The sequence below is a fragment of the Pseudomonas sp. SAS7 genome, from assembly GCF_052112345.1.
In the GTDB taxonomy this organism is placed as follows: domain Bacteria; phylum Pseudomonadota; class Gammaproteobacteria; order Pseudomonadales; family Pseudomonadaceae; genus Aquipseudomonas; species Aquipseudomonas putida_Q.
The window spans coordinates 109,699-125,845 of record NZ_JBEGGO010000009.1 but is presented as its reverse complement, the minus strand read 5'-3'; the positions used below and the strand labels follow the sequence as shown (position 1 = coordinate 125,845).

Annotated in this window: 18 protein-coding genes; 10 read left to right on the top strand and 8 right to left on the bottom strand. The window is 62.5% G+C overall.

From position 1 onward, the window contains the following. Positions 1–37: 37 nt before the first annotated feature. Genes ABI582_RS16110 through ABI582_RS16100 form a run of 3 tightly spaced genes read left to right on the top strand, consistent with a single transcriptional unit; the run spans position 38 to position 3,014 of the window. Entirely contained in the window at positions 38–1,198 is a 1,161-nt protein-coding gene (locus tag ABI582_RS16110; protein WP_442119690.1) for a two-component system sensor histidine kinase NtrB, read from the top strand. A 5-nt stretch (positions 1,199–1,203) separates the two neighbouring features. Beyond that, positions 1,204–2,649, top strand: coding sequence for an ATPase domain-containing protein (locus tag ABI582_RS16105; RefSeq protein WP_442119689.1), 1,446 nt, complete (start codon positions 1,204–1,206; stop codon positions 2,647–2,649). Positions 2,650–2,660: 11 nt separating this feature from the next. Further along, entirely contained in the window at positions 2,661–3,014 is a 354-nt protein-coding gene (locus tag ABI582_RS16100) for a response regulator (RefSeq protein WP_016498954.1), read from the top strand. Between the two features lie 42 nt (positions 3,015–3,056). Here ABI582_RS16100 and csrA read toward each other — a convergent pair whose 3' ends face one another. The 8 genes from csrA to ABI582_RS16060 all read right to left on the bottom strand — a co-directional run bounded on the left by csrA (position 3,057) and on the right by ABI582_RS16060 (position 8,888). Next, on the bottom strand, positions 3,057–3,254 hold the full coding sequence (csrA, locus tag ABI582_RS16095) for a carbon storage regulator CsrA (protein WP_012051904.1): 198 nt from the start codon (positions 3,252–3,254) through the stop codon (positions 3,057–3,059). Positions 3,255–3,507: 253 nt separating this feature from the next. Beyond that, positions 3,508–4,530, bottom strand: coding sequence for a DNA topoisomerase IB (locus ABI582_RS16090; protein ID WP_442119688.1), 1,023 nt, complete (start codon positions 4,528–4,530; stop codon positions 3,508–3,510). Positions 4,531–4,587: 57 nt separating this feature from the next. Beyond that, positions 4,588–5,679, bottom strand: coding sequence for a molybdenum ABC transporter ATP-binding protein (gene modC / locus ABI582_RS16085; protein WP_442119687.1), 1,092 nt, complete (start codon positions 5,677–5,679; stop codon positions 4,588–4,590). A gap of 1 nt (position 5,680) precedes the next feature. Beyond that, a complete protein-coding gene (gene modB / locus ABI582_RS16080) occupies positions 5,681–6,361 on the bottom strand; it encodes a molybdate ABC transporter permease subunit (RefSeq protein WP_442119686.1) in 681 nt (226 codons plus the stop codon). Continuing rightward, positions 6,361–7,119 carry a molybdate ABC transporter substrate-binding protein gene (gene modA, locus ABI582_RS16075; RefSeq protein WP_258653202.1) on the bottom strand — a complete coding sequence of 253 codons (759 nt, stop codon included), beginning with the start codon at positions 7,117–7,119 and terminating at the stop codon, positions 6,361–6,363. Before modA ends, modB begins: the two co-directional genes overlap by 1 nt. Positions 7,120–7,307: 188 nt before the next feature. Further along, the gene (locus ABI582_RS16070; RefSeq protein WP_442119685.1) at positions 7,308–8,384 is read right to left on the bottom strand and encodes an NAD(P)H-dependent flavin oxidoreductase; all 1,077 of its coding nucleotides are present in this window, start codon (positions 8,382–8,384) and stop codon (positions 7,308–7,310) included. A gap of 23 nt (positions 8,385–8,407) precedes the next feature. After that, positions 8,408–8,578 carry a hypothetical protein gene (locus ABI582_RS16065; RefSeq protein WP_016498959.1) on the bottom strand — a complete coding sequence of 57 codons (171 nt, stop codon included), beginning with the start codon at positions 8,576–8,578 and terminating at the stop codon, positions 8,408–8,410. A gap of 7 nt (positions 8,579–8,585) precedes the next feature. Further along, entirely contained in the window at positions 8,586–8,888 is a 303-nt protein-coding gene (locus ABI582_RS16060; protein ID WP_016487931.1) for a DUF1883 domain-containing protein, read from the bottom strand. Positions 8,889–9,048: 160 nt separating this feature from the next. Here ABI582_RS16060 and ABI582_RS16055 point away from each other — a divergent pair, with 160 nt between their 5' ends. From ABI582_RS16055 to ahpF, 7 genes are all read left to right on the top strand, one after another. Beyond that, complete coding sequence (locus tag ABI582_RS16055) at positions 9,049–9,411, top strand: hypothetical protein (protein WP_063425577.1); 363 nt, start codon at positions 9,049–9,051, stop codon at positions 9,409–9,411. A gap of 77 nt (positions 9,412–9,488) precedes the next feature. Then, positions 9,489–10,139: a c-type cytochrome gene (locus tag ABI582_RS16050; protein ID WP_442119684.1), complete on the top strand. Its 651-nt coding sequence runs from the start codon at positions 9,489–9,491 to the stop codon at positions 10,137–10,139. Next, positions 10,136–11,050, top strand: coding sequence for a c-type cytochrome (locus ABI582_RS16045; protein WP_338744510.1), 915 nt, complete (start codon positions 10,136–10,138; stop codon positions 11,048–11,050). The genes ABI582_RS16050 and ABI582_RS16045 overlap by 4 nt, the downstream gene beginning before the upstream one ends. 236 nt (positions 11,051–11,286) lie before the next feature. Further along, entirely contained in the window at positions 11,287–12,126 is an 840-nt protein-coding gene (galU, locus tag ABI582_RS16040) for a UTP--glucose-1-phosphate uridylyltransferase GalU (protein WP_016487927.1), read from the top strand. A gap of 99 nt (positions 12,127–12,225) precedes the next feature. After that, the gene (gorA, locus tag ABI582_RS16035) at positions 12,226–13,581 is read left to right on the top strand and encodes a glutathione-disulfide reductase (protein ID WP_442119683.1); all 1,356 of its coding nucleotides are present in this window, start codon (positions 12,226–12,228) and stop codon (positions 13,579–13,581) included. A 313-nt stretch (positions 13,582–13,894) separates the two neighbouring features. Continuing rightward, on the top strand, positions 13,895–14,458 hold the full coding sequence (ahpC, locus tag ABI582_RS16030) for an alkyl hydroperoxide reductase subunit C (protein WP_004375926.1): 564 nt from the start codon (positions 13,895–13,897) through the stop codon (positions 14,456–14,458). A gap of 125 nt (positions 14,459–14,583) precedes the next feature. Then, positions 14,584–16,146, top strand: a complete 1,563-nt coding sequence (gene ahpF, locus ABI582_RS16025; RefSeq protein ID WP_442119682.1) for an alkyl hydroperoxide reductase subunit F — start codon at positions 14,584–14,586, stop codon at positions 16,144–16,146. Position 16,147: the final 1 nt, after the last annotated feature.

Sequence of the window (16,147 nt, the reverse complement as noted above, 5' to 3'; positions counted from 1 at the left end):
GTCATATCGTCCCTCCTGCTGTGCCAGCGGAGTTTTCATGGTTTCAGCTGACTGTCTCGATCACCCCGTCATACCTGCCCAGCGCTATGAACAGCTGGTGCAGTCGGTGGTGGATTACGCCATCTATATGCTCGACCCGACCGGCCATGTGGTGTCGTGGAATGCTGGCGCGCAACGGATCAAGGGCTACCGCGCCGATGAAGTGATCGGCCAGCATTTCTCGCTATTCTTCACCCCCCAGGATTGTGCCGACGGCCGCCCCGAGCGCTTGCTGCGCCAGGCGCTGGAGCAGGGTGTGGCGCAGGATGAGGGCTGGCGGGTGCGCAAGGATGGCACACAGTTCTGGGCGCTGGCGGCGCTGGACGTGATCCGCGATGACCAGGGCCAGATCATCGGCCTGGCCAAGGTCACGCGGGACATCACCGACCGTCGCGAGTCGGCGATGCAGCTCGATGCCGTGCGCGCCCAGCTGTTCCAGGCGCAGAAGCTGGAAGCCCTGGGCCAATTGACCGGGGGGTTGGCGCATGACTTCAACAACATGCTGACCATCATCATCAGCTCGGCCCGCCTGGCGCTGGCCAGCCAGGACCCGGCGCGTATCCAGCGCATGCTGCAGCACATTCTCGATGCGGGGCAGCGGGGCACCGAACTGACCCAGCAGCTGCTCAGTTTTGCCCGTCACCGCCAGCTCGATGTGGCGTGCGTCGCACCGCAAGACCTTGTAGCCGCCACCCGTGGCCTGTTGGAGCACGCACTGCCCAGCTCGATTGAACTGCAGGTGCAGTTGCAAGCGGGCTTGCCGTTGATCGAAGTGGATGCCGGGCAGTTGCAGATGGTGCTGCTGAACCTGCTGTTCAACGCCCGCGATGCCATCGCAGGGGATGGCCGGATAAGCCTGACGGCCGAAGTGGTCGAGTTGGCTGGCGAGGTGGAAGGGCTGCACGGCAGCTTTGTGCGCTTCGTGGTGGACGACAGCGGTGAAGGGATAGCGCCAGAAGTACTACCGCGCATCTTCGAGCCATTTTTCACTACCAAGGCGTTCGGCAAGGGCACTGGCCTGGGCCTTAGCCAGGTGTATGGCTTTGCCAGGCAGAGCGGTGGCGCCATCCATGTAGACAGTGAACCCGGCCATGGAACTTCCATGCAGCTTTACTTGCCCACCTATCAGGTCAAGACCAACAGCCCACTCGACAGGTAAGCATCATGGTGCAGGCACTCAAGCGGTTGGTGACGGGTATCGAAGGGCTCGATGCGCTGCTCAAGGGTGGGCTGGTAGCCGGCGCCTCCTACATCATTCAAGGCCCCCCGGGTGCCGGCAAGACCATCCTGGCCAATCAGTTGGCCTGCGGGCACGTGCGTACGGGCGGCCGGGTGCTGGTGGCCACCTTGCTGAGCGAATCCCATGAGCGGCTGTTCCAGTACCTGTCCACCCTGGACTTTTTCGATCCGACGCTGGTCGGCGACCAGATCCAGTTCGTCAGTGCCTTCGACACCCTTGAGCAGGAAGGGCTGGATGCCGTGGTGCGGCTGCTGCGCCAGGAAATCGCCCGGCAGCAGGCCAGCCTGTTGATTGTCGACGGCGTGCTCAATGCCCGGGTGCGTGCCGAAACCGCGCTGGATACCAAGAAGTTTGTCTCCGAGCTGCAGGGCCATGCGGCCTTTGCCGGCTGCACCGTGCTGCTGCTCACCAGCGCACGGCTGGACGAGGGCAGCCCGGAGCACACCATGGTCGATGGGGTGATCGAGCTGGGTGAGCAACTGGTGGGCAGCCGCGCCATGCGCCATATCCAGTTGCGCAAGACCCGTGGCAGTGGGGCGTTATCGGGGCGCCACGAATGCCTTATCGATGAAAGCGGCATGCACGTCTACCCGCGCTTGGAGGCGATGTTCAGCCATCCCAGCCAGCCGGGCAGCTGCACCTCGGCGCGCGTCAGCAGTGGGGTGCCAACCTTCGATGAAATGCTTGGCGGCGGCCTGGCCACAGGTTCGGTCAGCCTGTTGATCGGGCCTTCGGGGATCGGCAAGACGTCATTGGGCCTGGCCTTCCTGGCGGCCAGCACCCCGCAGGCGCCGGGGTTGCATTTTGGCTTCTACGAAACGCCCGAACGCCTGCGCAGCAAGGCCGCGTCGTTGGGATACGATTTTGCCGCAATGGAACAAAGCGGTAGCTTGCAACTGTGTTGGCAGCCGACCACCGAGGGCCTGCTGGACCAGGTTGGCGCGCGGCTGCTCGAGCTTGTTGCTGCGCGGGGCAGCAAGCGTGTGCTGATCGACAGCCTGGGTGCGTTCAGTCGCCTGGCCATCGAGCCGACACGGCTCAACGCGTTTTTCCGCGCCATCGCTGGCGAGCTGCGCGCGCGTGATGTCAGCGTGATGCTGACCTGGGAAATGCGCGACATCTTCGGCGCCGAGATCAGCGCCCCGGCCCCGGACCTGTCGAGCATCGTCGACAACCTGATGCTGATGCGCTTTGTCGAGCTGGACTCGCAACTACGGCGCATGATGTCGATTCTCAAGGTGCGTGACAGCCACCACGACCCTGCCTTGCACGAGCTGCTCATCGGGCCGCAGGGCATTACCTTACACAGGGCATTCGAAGGTGCCTGCGGTGTGCTCTCGGGGACGCCGATACCGCAGGGGAGCGGGTGACGGATGAGCCAATGAACACCATCCTGATCGTCGATGACGAATACCTGATTGCCGATATCCTCGGTTTTGCGCTGGAGGACGAAGGCTATCTGGTGGAAAAGGCGAGCAACGGCAGCAAGGCGCTGGAGGCGTTGAGGGAGAAACGCGTTGAGCTGGTGATTACCGACTACATGATGCCGCTGCTCAACGGTGAGGAACTGGTACGTGCCATGCGCGAAGACCCGACGCTGTGCGAGTTGCCGGTCATTCTGATGAGCGGCGCGCAGGCCAGCCAAGGATGCCCGGCCCTGTTCGCCGCGATATTCGACAAGCCGTTCGACATGGACGAGATGATCGCCAAGGTGCGTCAGCTACTGGGCACCTGAGCCTGGCGATCGAGCGCATCCATGCACCCCGGGAGGGTAGGCTCAGTGTGAGTCTTCGTGCTTTTCCGGGGCCGGGCTGCCGGCCTGGATACGCTTGAAGATCTCTTCGCGATGGACCTGGACATCTTTCGGTGCATCGATACCGATCCTCACCTGCATCCCTTTGACGCCCAGAATGGTGACTTTGATGTCATCGTTGATGACGATGCTTTCGCCAACCTTACGGGTGAGTATCAGCATGTAGTTCTCCTTGGTGATGTAAAAGTCCGCAGGGCTTGTTGCCACAGCGGCGGGAGCTTGTCCCTCTTCCTTCTCATTAAAGACGCTTTCGGCGGATAGGAATTCCCCGACAGACAAATTCTGTTGCGTGTCTTCACTTGCAGGGGCTGAAGCAAACCGTCAACGGTTTGTCGGCCAAGGTGCTCGATGGCAAGAATAGGGGGGTTGGCGGCTAATGGGAAATTTCTTCGCATCATGGGCTAGATAGACACGCTTAATGGTCGTCCTGTTCCTCAAGCGCCTGAAGAAACAGCAACAGGGCCACTTCTTCCGGGTCCAGGCCTTTGCGCACACGGTTTTTTGGCAAACTGGCCAGGCGCCCCAGTGCATAGTGCTCGAGCACTGCCGGATGGATATAGCAGCGCCTGCATACGGCTGGCGTGTTGCCCAGGCGCGCTGCCACCTGGCGGACTATCGCCGCGACCTGGCGTTTGGCTTCATTCTCCGGCTCCCAGGCCAGTGGCTTCAGCAGGTCCAGCGCCAGGCTGCTACCGGCCCAGGTGCGGTAATCCTTGGCGGTAAAGTCCGCGCCGGTCAGCTGCTGCAGAAACTGGTTCACCTCGCCCGAGCCGACGCTATGGCGCTGGCCGTCTTCGTCCAGATACTGAAACAGCGCCTGCCCAGGCAGCTCCATGCAGCGTTTGAGCAGGCTGGCCAGGCGCCGGTCGTTGAGGGTGACATTGTGTTCGACGCCGCGCTTGCCACGAAACTGGAAGCGGATGGTGCTGCCTTTGACTTGTACGTGGCGGTTGCGCAGGGTGGTCAGGCCGTACGACTGGTTATCGCGCAGGTAGCGCTGGTTGCCGATGCGGATCAGGGTGTGGTCCAGCAGGCTCACCACGAGCGCCATTACCTTTTCCCGGTCCAGCCCTGGGCGCGCCAGGTGGGCTTCCAGCTGCTCGCGCAGCTTTGGCAGGGCCTTGGCGAAGGCCAGCATGCGCCCGTACTTGTGCTGGTCGCGCAATTCGCGCCACTGCGTGTGGTAGCGGTACTGCTTGCGGCCACGGGCATCACGGCCGGTTGCCTGCAAGTGGCCCTGCGGGTCGGTGCAGATCCACACGTCGGTATATGCCGGGGGGATTACCAGGGCGGCGATGCGCGCGAGGGTTTCGCTGTCGCGTACCCGTTGGCCATCGGTATCCAGGTAGATGAAACGGTCGCGCCAGCGTCGCCGGGTGAGGCCCGGCTGGCTGTCGTCAACGTAGTGCAGGGTGCGCGGCAGGGGGCAGTCGAGCATGGCGGGCAGGCCTCGAGCAGGTCATTGATCAATGGACAACACCTGTGCGCAGGATGCTCAGCCCAAAAGGGCCACCGACTTGATCTGGGCGAACAGTACCTGGCCTGGATGCAAGCCGAGCTGGTCTGCCGAGAAACGGGTAATGCGCGCAAGCAGGGCATTGCCACCGGCATCCAGGCTGACCAGCACATGCGCCGGGTTGGCCGCCGGGCGGCTTTCGCGCACTCGCACCGGCAGGCGGTTGAGGATGCTGGACGTGCTGTCTGCCGCCAGTGCCAGGCTTACGTCTCGGGCCTGCACCTTGACCCGCAGCGTGCTACCCATCACCTGCGCAGGGTGGGCGATGCGCAGCAACGGCCCGCTGCCGCCGGGCAGGCGCAGGTCGAGCAGGTCGTAGTGCGGATCGTGCCCAACCACCATGCCCTCGAATACCACGCCAGCATCCTCGCCCTGGGCCAGCGACAGGTCGAGGCGGGCCAGGGTTTCGCCAATCGGGCCGCTGGCGACCACCTGACCTTGTTCAAGCAACACCAGGTGGTCGGCCAGCCGCGCCACTTCATCCTGAGCGTGACTGACATACACCAGCGGGATGTCCAGTTCGTCGTGCAGGCGCTCAAGGTAGGGCAGGATTTCGCGCTTGCGCGGCCCATCCAGCGCCGCCAGCGGCTCGTCCATCAGCAGCAGGCGCGGGCTGCTGAGCAGAGCACGGGCAATGCCCACCCGCTGCGCCTCGCCACCCGACAAGGTCGCCGGGCGGCGTTGCAGCAAGTGGCCGATACCCAACAGCTTGCAAGCCTGGTCGAGGCTGACCTTGCGTTCGCCAGCCGCCACCCGGCGCCAGCCGAATTCCAGGTTGCCGCGCACCGACAGGTGCGGGAACAGGCTGGCCTCCTGGAACACGTAGCCCACCGGCCGCAGGTGCGGGGCCTGGAAGTAGCCGCGGGCGGTGTCTTCCCAGACTTCGCCGTTAACCTCGATGTAGGCGCTGGCGGCCCGTTCCAGGCCGGCCAGGCAGCGAAGGCAGCTGGTCTTGCCGGAGCCCGAGTGGCCGAACAGCGCGCTGATGCCGCGCCCGGGCAGGTGCAGGTCAACGTCCAGGGTAAAGTCGTCGCGCGCCAGGTTCAGGCGCGCCACTATCGATGCGGTCATGTCAGCTCCAGCCAGCTTTGCCGCGGCGTCCGGCGTACAGCAGGAGCAGCACCAGGAAGGAAAACATCAGCATGGCACCGGCCAGCCAATGGGCTTGCGAATACTCCATGGCCTCGACGTGATCGAAGATTTGCACCGAAACCACGCGGGTCTTGTCGGGGATGTTGCCACCGATCATCAGCACCACGCCAAATTCGCCCACGGTATGGGCGAACCCGAGGATGCTGGCGGTGACGAAACCGGGACGGGCCAGCGGCAGCACCACATGGACGAAGGTGTCCCATGGGCTGGCGCGCAAAGTGGCGGCGACTTCCAGCGGGCGCTGGCCGATCGCGCCAAATGCATTCTGCAGCGGCTGCACCACGAATGGCATGGAATACACCGTCGAACCGATCACCAGGCCCGTGAAGCTGAACACCACGCTGCCCAGGCCTAGCGCCTGGGTAGCCTGGCCGAGCCAGCCGTGCGGCCCGAGGGCGATCAGCAGGTAAAAGCCGATCACCGTGGGTGGCAATACCAGCGGCAGTGCCACCACCGCACCCACCGGCCCGCGTAGCCATGAGCGCGTACGCGCCAGCCACCAGGCGATGGGGGTGCCGATAACCAGCAGGATCAGGGTGGTCAGGCTGGCCAGTTTGACGGTCAGCCAGATTGCACCCAGGTCACTGGCGTCCAGTGGCATCAGAGTTCATAGCCGTAGGACTTGATCACCGCAGCGGCTTTCGGGCCTTTGAGGTATTCGACCAGCGCCTTGGCGGCCGCATTGTCCTTGCCTTTGTTGAGGATCACCGCGTCCTGGCGGATTGGATCGTGCAGGTTGGACGGTACGATCCAGGCCGAGCCGTTGGTTACCTTGCCGTCCTTGTAGATCTGCGACAGGGCGACGAAGCCCAGCTCGGCATTGCCGGTGGAGACGAACTGGAAGGCCTGGGTGATGTTCTGGCCTTCGACGATCTTGCCTTTGGTGGCTTCGGTGAGCTTCAGCTTGTCCAGCACCTGGGTGGCGGCCAGGCCGTAAGGAGCCGCTTTCGGGTTGGCGATGGACAGGTGTTTGTATTCGTTTTTCTTCAGTACGTCACCCTTGGCATCTACGTAGCCTTCCTTTGCCGACCACAGGGCCAGGGTGCCGATGGCGTAGGTGAAGCGCGACCCAGGGACGATTTCCTTTTCTTCTTCAAGCTTCTTCGGTGTGCTGTCGTCAGCGGCGAGGAACACTTCGAACGGTGCGCCGTTCTTGATCTGTGCGTAGAACTGCCCAGTGGCGCCGTAGGCTGCGACCAGTTTGTGGCCGGTGTCTTTTTCGAAGTCTTTGGCGATGGCCTGGATCGGGGCTGTGAAGTTGGCTGCGACCGCGACCTGAACCTCATCGGCCCAGGCAGTGTTGAAGGCGAACAGGGTGGCCAGGGCGGTAACGGCCAGGTGGGATGGGCGGATACGCATGAAGACAGCTCCTTGGGGTTATCGTTATGTGATGAACTATATAGCGATAGGCCATTTGCCGGGAAGGGGCTGGGTGATGCATTTGCAGGCCCGGCCTCTTCGCAGCACAAGGCTGCTCCTACAGGCGCCGCAACCTGTGTAGGAGCAGCCTTGTGCTGCGAAGAGGCCGAACCTGTATATGAAGATGCCTAACGATTGACCAAGGCCAGTGCCTTTTCGGCAATCTCCCGGGTCAGCTCCCCCGCAGGCATGTGCCGCCCCAGCCGCAACGCCTGCCCCGACCACAGGTTACTGAAGTCACTGTTACCCTGCGGATCGGTGATCGCCCGCAAAGGTATCAGTGCCCCACCCGCCAGCGGGAAGCGCGGTGCCAGGTCGCTCATCGGCCCCAGCTCGCGCATGATGCGGTTGTTGATGCCGCGCGCCGGGCGGCCGGTAAACAGGTTGGTCAACGCCGTGTCGCTGGCGGGCGCGCTGTCCAGCGCCTGGCGATGGGCCGACGAAACCTTGGCCTCGGGGCAGAACAGGTAAGCAGTGCCGATCTGCACTGCCGAAGCGCCCAGTGCCAGCGCCGCCACCAGGCCACGGTGGTCGCCGATACCGCCTGCGGCAATCACCGGCACGCTGACCGCGTCTACCACCTGCGGCACCAGGGCGAAGGTGCCAATCTGGCTGTTAATGTCGTCGCTTAGGAACATGCCCCGATGGCCGCCGGCTTCGTACCCCATGGCGATGATCGCGTCACAGCCATTGCGTTCCAGCCAGACTGCTTCTTCCACCGTAGTGGCGCTGGACAGTACCTTGGCACCGCTGGCCTTCACCCGTTGCAGCAGGTCAGCCCTGGGCAGGCCGAAGTGGAAGCTCACCACCTCCGGGCGCAGTTGCTCGATCAGCTGGCAGCTTTGTTCGTCGAACGGCGCACGGTTGGACACTGGCGTAGGGGCGGTGAAATCGGCACCCGTTTCGCTGTAATAAGGCTTCAGGGCCTGCTTCCAGCGTGCATCGCGCTCGGCATCGGGCGCTGGCGGCTGGTGGCAGAAGAAGTTCAGGTTCAGCGGGCGGCCCGGGCAAGCGTTTCGAAAGGCTGCAATCTCGCCCCGTACTTGTTCGCCTGTGAGCATGGCGCAGGGCAGGGCGCCAAGCCCCCCGGCGCTGGCCACGGCGATGGCCATCGCCGACCCGCTGGCGCCGGCCATGGGCGCCTGGAGGATGGGCAACTCGATGCCCAGCAAATCGAGGATACGACGGTCGGGCCAGTTGCTCATGCAGTTCTCCTTGGCGCGCAGCCTTACAGTGCCTTGCTCACCTGAATGTCGCTGATCTTGTCGGCGTCGTCGCCGTGGATCTTGCGCAGGGCATCGAGTGCCTGTTCCTGCGACGCGTCGGGCATGACGGCGAAGTCCCAGCGGCGCTGGCCGTCGAGCTTGTATTTGATGACGTACTTGATGTTCTGGGTCATGGCAGTCTTATCTGAGTTTCGACGACGAGCGACGGATGATCTTGATCTTGTGGCTCAAGGTGGGCTTGCGCGTTACCGAGATCGGGCGGGTGGTCACGGTGTCGATGGTGATGTTCCAGAAACCGGTGCTGGGTACCGTGATCTTGGCCGGGAAGTCAACGAACTGGCCGCCATGGTAGGTGTGACGGCCGCCGTTCTTGAAGCTGCGGAAATTTGCGTCGTTCATCAGGCGGATGTTGCAGCGCTGGGAGCATTCGATAACGACGATGTCGTCCTCGTTGAGGTGCTCGCGCTGGTGTACGAATTTCATGTGATGCTCCGCAAGGTTTGGATCTGTAAAGGCAAAAGATACCACGATGTGCCGTTACACTGGCGCGCTCGATGGCCAGGCCCCGATAAATCTGCCAATGCAGGGAGCAAAAGCGCCTGGCTGCGGTCGAACAGGATTCTTGAAGGCTGAGGTGCTCTAAATGAAGTGGATGGTGGCGGTGGTGTCTGTGGCGGCGCTGGGCGGTTGTGTCAGCGTTTCGGAGCTGGAGCAATCGCACGAAACGCTGGATGTGATTTCCGGCAAGACCCCGCGTGAATATGCCGACTGCATCAAGCAAAAGCTCGCCGATACGCGTGATCCGCTGGTGGAAGAGCCGCGTGGCGACGGCCTGCGCCTGATCGTGCCGCAGAAGCTCAGCTCCGGGGCGGGCCCGGCTGCGCTGGTGGACATCGACAAGCGTGGCAGCGGCAGCAGCATCAAGCTTCATGAGCGGCTGAATAACTTCCCCCTGCGCCTGGGCGATGTGCGCACGGCCGCCACCCAATGCATCTCCGGACATTGATCTGAGGCAACGGACCATCCTGTCTTTGCTTATATGTTTTAAGCCTAAACATATAACAAAAGAAAAGGAGATTCGTGATGACACCGTTCAGACGCGTCCTGATCGGCAGCCTGCTGATCCTGGCCTGGCCCACGGCGCATGCCGTCGACGGTCAGAAAGTCTTCAGCCAGGGTGGGGCCGACCCCGCCGCCATGGCTTGTCTCGGGTGCCATGGCCCGGACGGCAAGGGCATTGCCGCAGCGGGCTTCCCACGTTTGGCCGGGCTGCCGGCCGGTTACCTCAGCAAGCAATTGCACGATTGGCGCAGCGGTAGCCGCAAGCAACCGGTGATGGAGCCGTTGGCCAAGGCCCTGACCGAGGATGAAATCAAGGCGGTGAGTGCCTACCTCGCCAGCCTGCCGGCAGACCCTGCCGGCGACCTGTGGCGCCAGCAGATTGCCGATGACCCTACCACCCGCATGGCCCTGTACGGCGACTGGAGTCGGCAGATCCCGGGCTGTGTGCAGTGCCATGGCCCTGGCGGTGGTGGGGTGGGCGAACACTTTCCGCCTTTGGCCGGCCAGCCTGCCAGTTACCTGGTGGCGCAGCTCTATGCCTGGCGCGACGGTAGCCGCAGCAATGACCCCAACCAGCTGATGGTCGGTGTGGCCAAGGCCATGACCGATGACGAGATCAAGGCTGTGGCCGAGTTCTTCGCGCGCTCCGCCAGCCAGGAGGTCACGCCATGAAACCGATGATTCCAGCCGTGTTGCTGCTGGCCATGAGCAGCGCCCAGGCCGCCCCGATCGCCATGGAAGACCAGTCGCAGCTGAAGGTGCCCAGCATGCAGGCCGCGCCGCAGTTTGTGCCGCCCGCTGAAAGCGAGTTGCCCGCCAATGCCTTTGGCAAGATGGTGCGCGAGGGCCATGCCCTGTTCGTCGACACGCGCCGGCTGATGCCCGAGGCCGTGGGCAACGGCTTGAACTGCAGTAACTGCCACCTCGACCAGGGGCGCCTGGCGCATTCGGCGCCGATGTGGGGTGCGTACCCGATGTACCCCGCGTACCGCAAGAAGAACGACAAGGTGAATACCTATGCAGAGCGTATCCAGGGGTGTTTCCAGTTCAGCATGAATGGCAAGCCGCCTGCCGCCGACAGCCCGCAGATGACCGCGCTGGCAACCTATGCATACTGGCTGTCGACCAAGGCGCCAACGGGCGTGGAGATTGCCGGGCGTGGTTACCCGGAGGTGGCGCAGCCCGAGGGCGGCTATGACTTCAAGCGGGGCCAGCAGGTGTACGGCGAGCAATGCGCGATTTGCCATGGCGACAACGGCGAAGGGCAGAAGGTGGCCGGTGAGTACGTGATGCCGCCGCTGTGGGGCAAGGACTCCTACAACTGGGGCGCCGGCATGCATCGTATCAACACGGCGGCGTCGTTCATCAAGTCCAACATGCCGCTGGGCAAGCCGGGTAGCCTGAGTGATCAGCAGGCCTGGGACGTTGCTGCGTGGATCAACCGCCACGAACGGCCGCAGGATCCACGGTTGGTGGAGGGCTCAATCGAGAAGACACGGGTGAAATTCCATGCCAACGACGGTGTTAACCTATATGGTCAGACAGTAGAGGGGGTGCTGATCGGGCAGGGGACTGGCAGCTGATGTAGCGCCCGTGCCGGCCTCTTCGCGGTTGAACCCGCGAAGAGGCCGGCACGGGCACCTTGATTTTGCTGTCATCCGCCCGTCATGTATGCCGGTAAAATTCACGATCCCCCGGAACTATCTACACTGGGGTATCTCTATGATGGCATCGGTCGCTATCAGGGGCATTGTAAGGTCAGTGCCGCCTGATTAGACTGCGCCGAATTCCACAGGCCTAGCCTTTGTTAAGGACGTATATGATCAAAAAATGCTTGTTCCCGGCGGCCGGCTACGGCACTCGCTTCCTGCCCGCTACCAAAGCCATGCCCAAGGAAATGCTGCCGGTGGTCAACAAGCCACTGATCCAGTATGGCGTTGAAGAAGCATTGGACGCCGGTCTGAACGAAATCTCCATCGTGACCGGTCGCGGCAAGCGCGCCCTGGAAGACCATTTCGACATCAGCTACGAGCTGGAAAACCAGATCAAGGGCACCGACAAGGAAAAATACCTGGTGGGTATCCGTCGCCTGCTCGACGAGTGCTCGTTCTCCTACACCCGTCAGACCGAAATGAAAGGCCTGGGCCACGCCATCCTCACCGGTCGCCCGCTGATCGGTGACGAGCCGTTCGCCGTGGTGCTGGCGGATGACCTGTGCGTCAACCTTGACGGTGACGGTGTACTGGCGCAGATGGTCAAGCTGTTCAAGCAATATCGCTGCTCTATCGTCGCGATCCAGGAAGTCGACCCGCAGGAAACCAATAAATATGGCGTCATCGCCGGCGAGGAGATCCGTGACGGTATCTTCCGTGTGGACTCGATGGTCGAGAAGCCCAAGCCTGAAGATGCGCCGTCGAACCTGGCCATCATCGGCCGCTACATTCTGACCCCGGATATCTTCGAGAAGATCGAGCAGACCGAGCCCGGCAAGGGTGGCGAGATCCAGATCACCGACGCGCTGATGAAGCAAGCGGCCGAAGGTAACGTGATCGCCTACAAGTTCAAGGGCAAGCGTTTCGACTGCGGTGGTGCCGAAGGCTACATCGAGGCGACCAACTTCTGCTTCGAGAACTTCTACAAGGCTGGCAAGGCTTACTGATAAGCCCCGCAGGTCCTAGAGAGCCACCCTTCAGGGTGGCTTTTTTGTTTGCGGTGGCCAACGGCGTTATGCTGTGCGCCTGCCTAGGAGACTGAATACATGGCTTACGATTTTGATCTGTTCGTGATTGGTGCCGGGTCCGGCGGTGTGCGCGCAGCGCGCTTTGCCGCGGGCTTTGGGGCGAAAGTGGCAGTGGCCGAAAGCCGCTACCTGGGGGGGACCTGCGTAAACGTCGGCTGCGTGCCGAAAAAACTCCTGGTGTACGGCGCGCATGTCGCGGATGAACTGGAGCAGGCCGCAGGTTACGGTTGGTCCCTGGAAGAAGGGCATTTCGACTGGGGCACCCTGATTGCCAACAAGAACCGCGAGATCGAGCGCCTCAACGGCATCTACCGCAACCTGCTGGTCAACAGCGGCGTCACCCTGCTGCAAGGCCACGCACGCCTGACCGGCGCCAATGAAGTGGAAGTGGAAGGCCAGCGCTACACCGCCGAGCACATCCTCATCGCGACCGGTGGCTGGCCGCAGATCCCGGACATCCCGGGCAAGGAACTGGCGATCACCTCCAACGAAGCCTTCTACCTCAAGGACCTGCCTCGTCGGGTGCTGGTAGTGGGTGGAGGTTATATCGCCGTCGAGTTCGCTGGCATCTTCCAGGGCCTGGGGGCCAACACCACGCTGCTGTACCGTGGCGACCTGTTCCTGCGCGGCTTCGATGGCTCGGTGCGCACACACCTGAAGGAAGAACTGGAAAAGCGCGGCCTCGACCTGCAGTTCAATGCCGATATCCAGCGTATCGACAAGCTTGAAGATGGCAGCCTCAAGGCCACCCTCAAGGACGGCCGCGAGCTGGTTGCAGATTGTGTGTTCTACGCCACAGGGCGGCGCCCGATGCTGGACAACCTGGGCCTGGAAAACACCGGGGTCGAGCTGGATGCGCGTGGCTACATTCGTGTCGACGAGCAGTACCAGACGACTGCGCCTTCGATCCTGGCCATTGGCGATGTGATCGGCCGTGTGCAGCTTACCCCGGTGGCCCTGGCCGAAGGCATGGCGGTGGCGCGGCGCCTGTTCAAGCCGGAGCAGTACCGGCCTGTGGACTACCAGAACATCCCGACGGCGGTGTTCAGCCAGCCGCCTATCGGTACTGTTGGCCTGACCGAGGAGCAGGCGCTGGAGGCCGGGCACAAGGTGCAGGTGTTCGAAAGCCGTTTCCGCGCCATGAAGCTGACCCTGACCGACATTCAGGAAAAGACCCTGATGAAATTGGTGGTGGATGCCGAGACTGACAAGGTGCTGGGGTGCCACATGGTTGGCCCTGACGCAGGCGAGATCATCCAGGGCCTGGGCATTGCCTTGAAGGCCGGGGCGACCAAGCAGCAGTTCGACGAAACCATCGGCGTGCACCCGACGGCGGCCGAAGAGTTCGTGACCATGCGTACAGTCACTCGCTGACTCCTGCACGGACACTTGCCTGTGTAGGAGCGGCCTTGTGTCGCGATAGGGCCGCGCAGCGGCCCCAGCAATCTTTGCATCATGCTTGAAATCCTGGGGCCGCTTGGCGGCCCGATCGCGACACAAGGCCGCTCCTACAGGGGCAGCCCCCTCGGTTCGTGATCGTTTGCTCAGCCCATTCCCTTCTATTAATTAACCCCGGTTATAGCCAAAACCAATCGCAAGCATGAGCTTTGCCAATGAGCCTTCAGCGGGATGATTAGTTAGGATTCTATCCATCAACTGATTCCAACCCCATGAAGGAGCGTCTCTCATGCCAATCATCAACAGCCAAGTCAAACCGTTCAACGCCACCGCCTACCACAAAGGCGAGTTCGTCCAGGTCAGCGAAGCCGACCTGAAAGGCAAGTGGTCTGTCGTGTTCTTCTACCCGGCTGACTTCACCTTCGTCTGCCCGACCGAACTGGGTGACCTTGCCGACAACTACGCCGAGTTCCAGAAGTTGGGTGTGGAAATCTACGGCGTGTCCACCGACACCCACTTCACCCACAAAGCCTGGCACGACACTTCGGACACCATCGGCAAGATCCAGTACCCGCTGATCGGTGACCCGACCCACGTCATTTCGCGCAACTTCGACGTGCTGATCGAAGAAGCCGGCCTGGCCGATCGCGGTACCTTCGTGATCAACCCGGAAGGCCAGATCAAGATCGTCGAACTGAACGACGGTGGTGTAGGCCGCGATGCTGCCGAACTGCTGCGTAAAGTGAAGGCTGCCCAGTACGTCGCCGCCCACCCAGGCGAAGTGTGCCCGGCCAAGTGGAAAGAGGGCGAAGCTACTCTGGCCCCGTCCCTGGACCTGGTTGGCAAGATCTAAGACTGTGAGCCAGTCGCGGGCGGTACTCAGCCGCCAAAGCTGAAGTTGTTACCGCCCCGTCAAACGCCCGGGCGATATCGCCTGGGCGTTTTTGTATCCGAGTTTTAAAAAAAGGAATCGCCCGTATGTTGGACGCCACGCTTAAATCGCAACTGAAAACCTACCTGGAGCGGGTCACCCAGCCGATCGAGATCGTAGCCTCCCTCGACGACGGCGCGAAGTCCCGCGAATTGCACGACCTGCTGGTGGAAATTGCCGGTTTGTCGAACCTCATTACCTTCAGCGCGGACGGTACCGATGCCCGTCGCCCGTCGTTCTCGCTGAACCGCCCGGGTAGCGATATCAGCCTGCGCTTCGCCGGCATACCCATGGGCCACGAATTCACCTCGCTGGTGCTGGCGCTGCTGCAAGTCGGCGGCCACCCGTCCAAGGCCAGTGCCGAAGTGATCGAGCAGATCCAGGCGCTGGAAGGCGAGTTCACCTTCGAAACCTACTTCTCGCTGTCGTGCCAGAACTGCCCGGACGTGGTCCAGGCGCTGAACCTGATGGCAGTGCTCAACCCCAACGTGCGCCATGTGGCCATCGACGGTGCGCTGTTCCAGGACGAAGTGGAATCGCGCAAGATCATGGCGGTGCCAAGCGTGTACCTGAACGGCGAAGTGTTCGGCCAGGGCCGCATGGGCCTGGAAGAAATCCTCGGCAAGATCGACACCAGTGCCGGCGCTCGCCAGGCCGAGAAGATCAACGCCAAGGACGCTTTCGACGTACTGGTGGTCGGTGGTGGCCCGGCCGGTGCGGCAGCGGCCATCTATGCGGCACGTAAAGGCATCCGCACCGGTGTTGCTGCCGAGCGCTTCGGCGGCCAGGTGCTCGATACCCTGGCCATCGAAAACTTCATCTCGGTGCAGGAAACCGAAGGGCCGAAACTGGCCACGGCACTGGAAGAACACGTCAAGCAATACGACGTGGACATCATGAACCTGCAGCGCGGCGAAGCGCTGATTCCGGCCACCGATGGCGGCCTGCATGAAGTACGCCTGGCCGGCGGTGCCTCGCTCAAGGCCAAGGCCGTGATCCTGGCCACCGGTGCCCGCTGGCGCGAAATGAATGTGCCGGGCGAGCAGGAATACCGCGGCCGTGGCGTGGCCTACTGCCCGCACTGTGACGGCCCGCTGTTCAAAGGCAAGCGCGTGGCGGTGATCGGCGGCGGCAACTCGGGCGTGGAAGCGGCCATCGACCTGGCCGGTATCGTCGCCCAGGTGACGCTGATCGAATTCGACAGCCAGCTGCGTGCCGATGCGGTGTTGCAACGCAAGCTGCACAGCCTGCCGAACGTGAAAGTGATCACCAGCGCGCTGACCACCGAAGTGCTGGGCAATGGTGAGAAAGTGACCGGCCTGCGCTACAAGGATCGCACCACGGATGAGCAGCACGACGTGGCGCTGGAAGGCATCTTCGTGCAGATCGGCCTGCTGCCGAACACTGATTGGCTGAAGGGCACCGTCGAGCTGTCGCCGCGTGGCGAGATCATCGTCGATGCCAAGGGCCAGACCAGCATCCCGGGCGTGTTTGCCGCAGGTGACGTGACTACCGTGCCGTACAAGCAGATCGTGATTGCTGTGGGTGAAGGGGCCAAGGCGTCGCTGGCGGCCTTCGATCACCTGATTCGTACTTCGGCACCGGCGTAAG

What these genes read in the sequence shown, in the direction of transcription:
- ABI582_RS16045 (WP_338744510.1), top strand. Translation starts at nt 10,136, where the DNA reads ATGAAACCGATGATTCCAGCCGTGTTGCTGCTGGCCATGAGCAGCGCC.
- modA (WP_258653202.1), bottom strand. Translation starts at nt 7,119, where the DNA reads ATGCGTATCCGCCCATCCCACCTGGCCGTTACCGCCCTGGCCACCCTG.
- ABI582_RS16050 (WP_442119684.1), top strand. Translation starts at nt 9,489, where the DNA reads ATGACACCGTTCAGACGCGTCCTGATCGGCAGCCTGCTGATCCTGGCC.
- galU (WP_016487927.1), top strand. Translation starts at nt 11,287, where the DNA reads ATGATCAAAAAATGCTTGTTCCCGGCGGCCGGCTACGGCACTCGCTTC.
- gorA (WP_442119683.1), top strand. Translation starts at nt 12,226, where the DNA reads ATGGCTTACGATTTTGATCTGTTCGTGATTGGTGCCGGGTCCGGCGGT.
- ABI582_RS16110 (WP_442119690.1), top strand. Translation starts at nt 38, where the DNA reads ATGGTTTCAGCTGACTGTCTCGATCACCCCGTCATACCTGCCCAGCGC.
- modC (WP_442119687.1), bottom strand. Translation starts at nt 5,679, where the DNA reads ATGACCGCATCGATAGTGGCGCGCCTGAACCTGGCGCGCGACGACTTT.
- ABI582_RS16105 (WP_442119689.1), top strand. Translation starts at nt 1,204, where the DNA reads ATGGTGCAGGCACTCAAGCGGTTGGTGACGGGTATCGAAGGGCTCGAT.
- csrA (WP_012051904.1), bottom strand. Translation starts at nt 3,254, where the DNA reads ATGCTGATACTCACCCGTAAGGTTGGCGAAAGCATCGTCATCAACGAT.
- ahpC (WP_004375926.1), top strand. Translation starts at nt 13,895, where the DNA reads ATGCCAATCATCAACAGCCAAGTCAAACCGTTCAACGCCACCGCCTAC.
- ABI582_RS16070 (WP_442119685.1), bottom strand. Translation starts at nt 8,384, where the DNA reads ATGAGCAACTGGCCCGACCGTCGTATCCTCGATTTGCTGGGCATCGAG.
- ahpF (WP_442119682.1), top strand. Translation starts at nt 14,584, where the DNA reads ATGTTGGACGCCACGCTTAAATCGCAACTGAAAACCTACCTGGAGCGG.
- ABI582_RS16060 (WP_016487931.1), bottom strand. Translation starts at nt 8,888, where the DNA reads ATGAAATTCGTACACCAGCGCGAGCACCTCAACGAGGACGACATCGTC.
- modB (WP_442119686.1), bottom strand. Translation starts at nt 6,361, where the DNA reads ATGCCACTGGACGCCAGTGACCTGGGTGCAATCTGGCTGACCGTCAAA.
- ABI582_RS16090 (WP_442119688.1), bottom strand. Translation starts at nt 4,530, where the DNA reads ATGCTCGACTGCCCCCTGCCGCGCACCCTGCACTACGTTGACGACAGC.
- ABI582_RS16055 (WP_063425577.1), top strand. Translation starts at nt 9,049, where the DNA reads ATGAAGTGGATGGTGGCGGTGGTGTCTGTGGCGGCGCTGGGCGGTTGT.
- ABI582_RS16065 (WP_016498959.1), bottom strand. Translation starts at nt 8,578, where the DNA reads ATGACCCAGAACATCAAGTACGTCATCAAATACAAGCTCGACGGCCAG.
- ABI582_RS16100 (WP_016498954.1), top strand. Translation starts at nt 2,661, where the DNA reads ATGAACACCATCCTGATCGTCGATGACGAATACCTGATTGCCGATATC.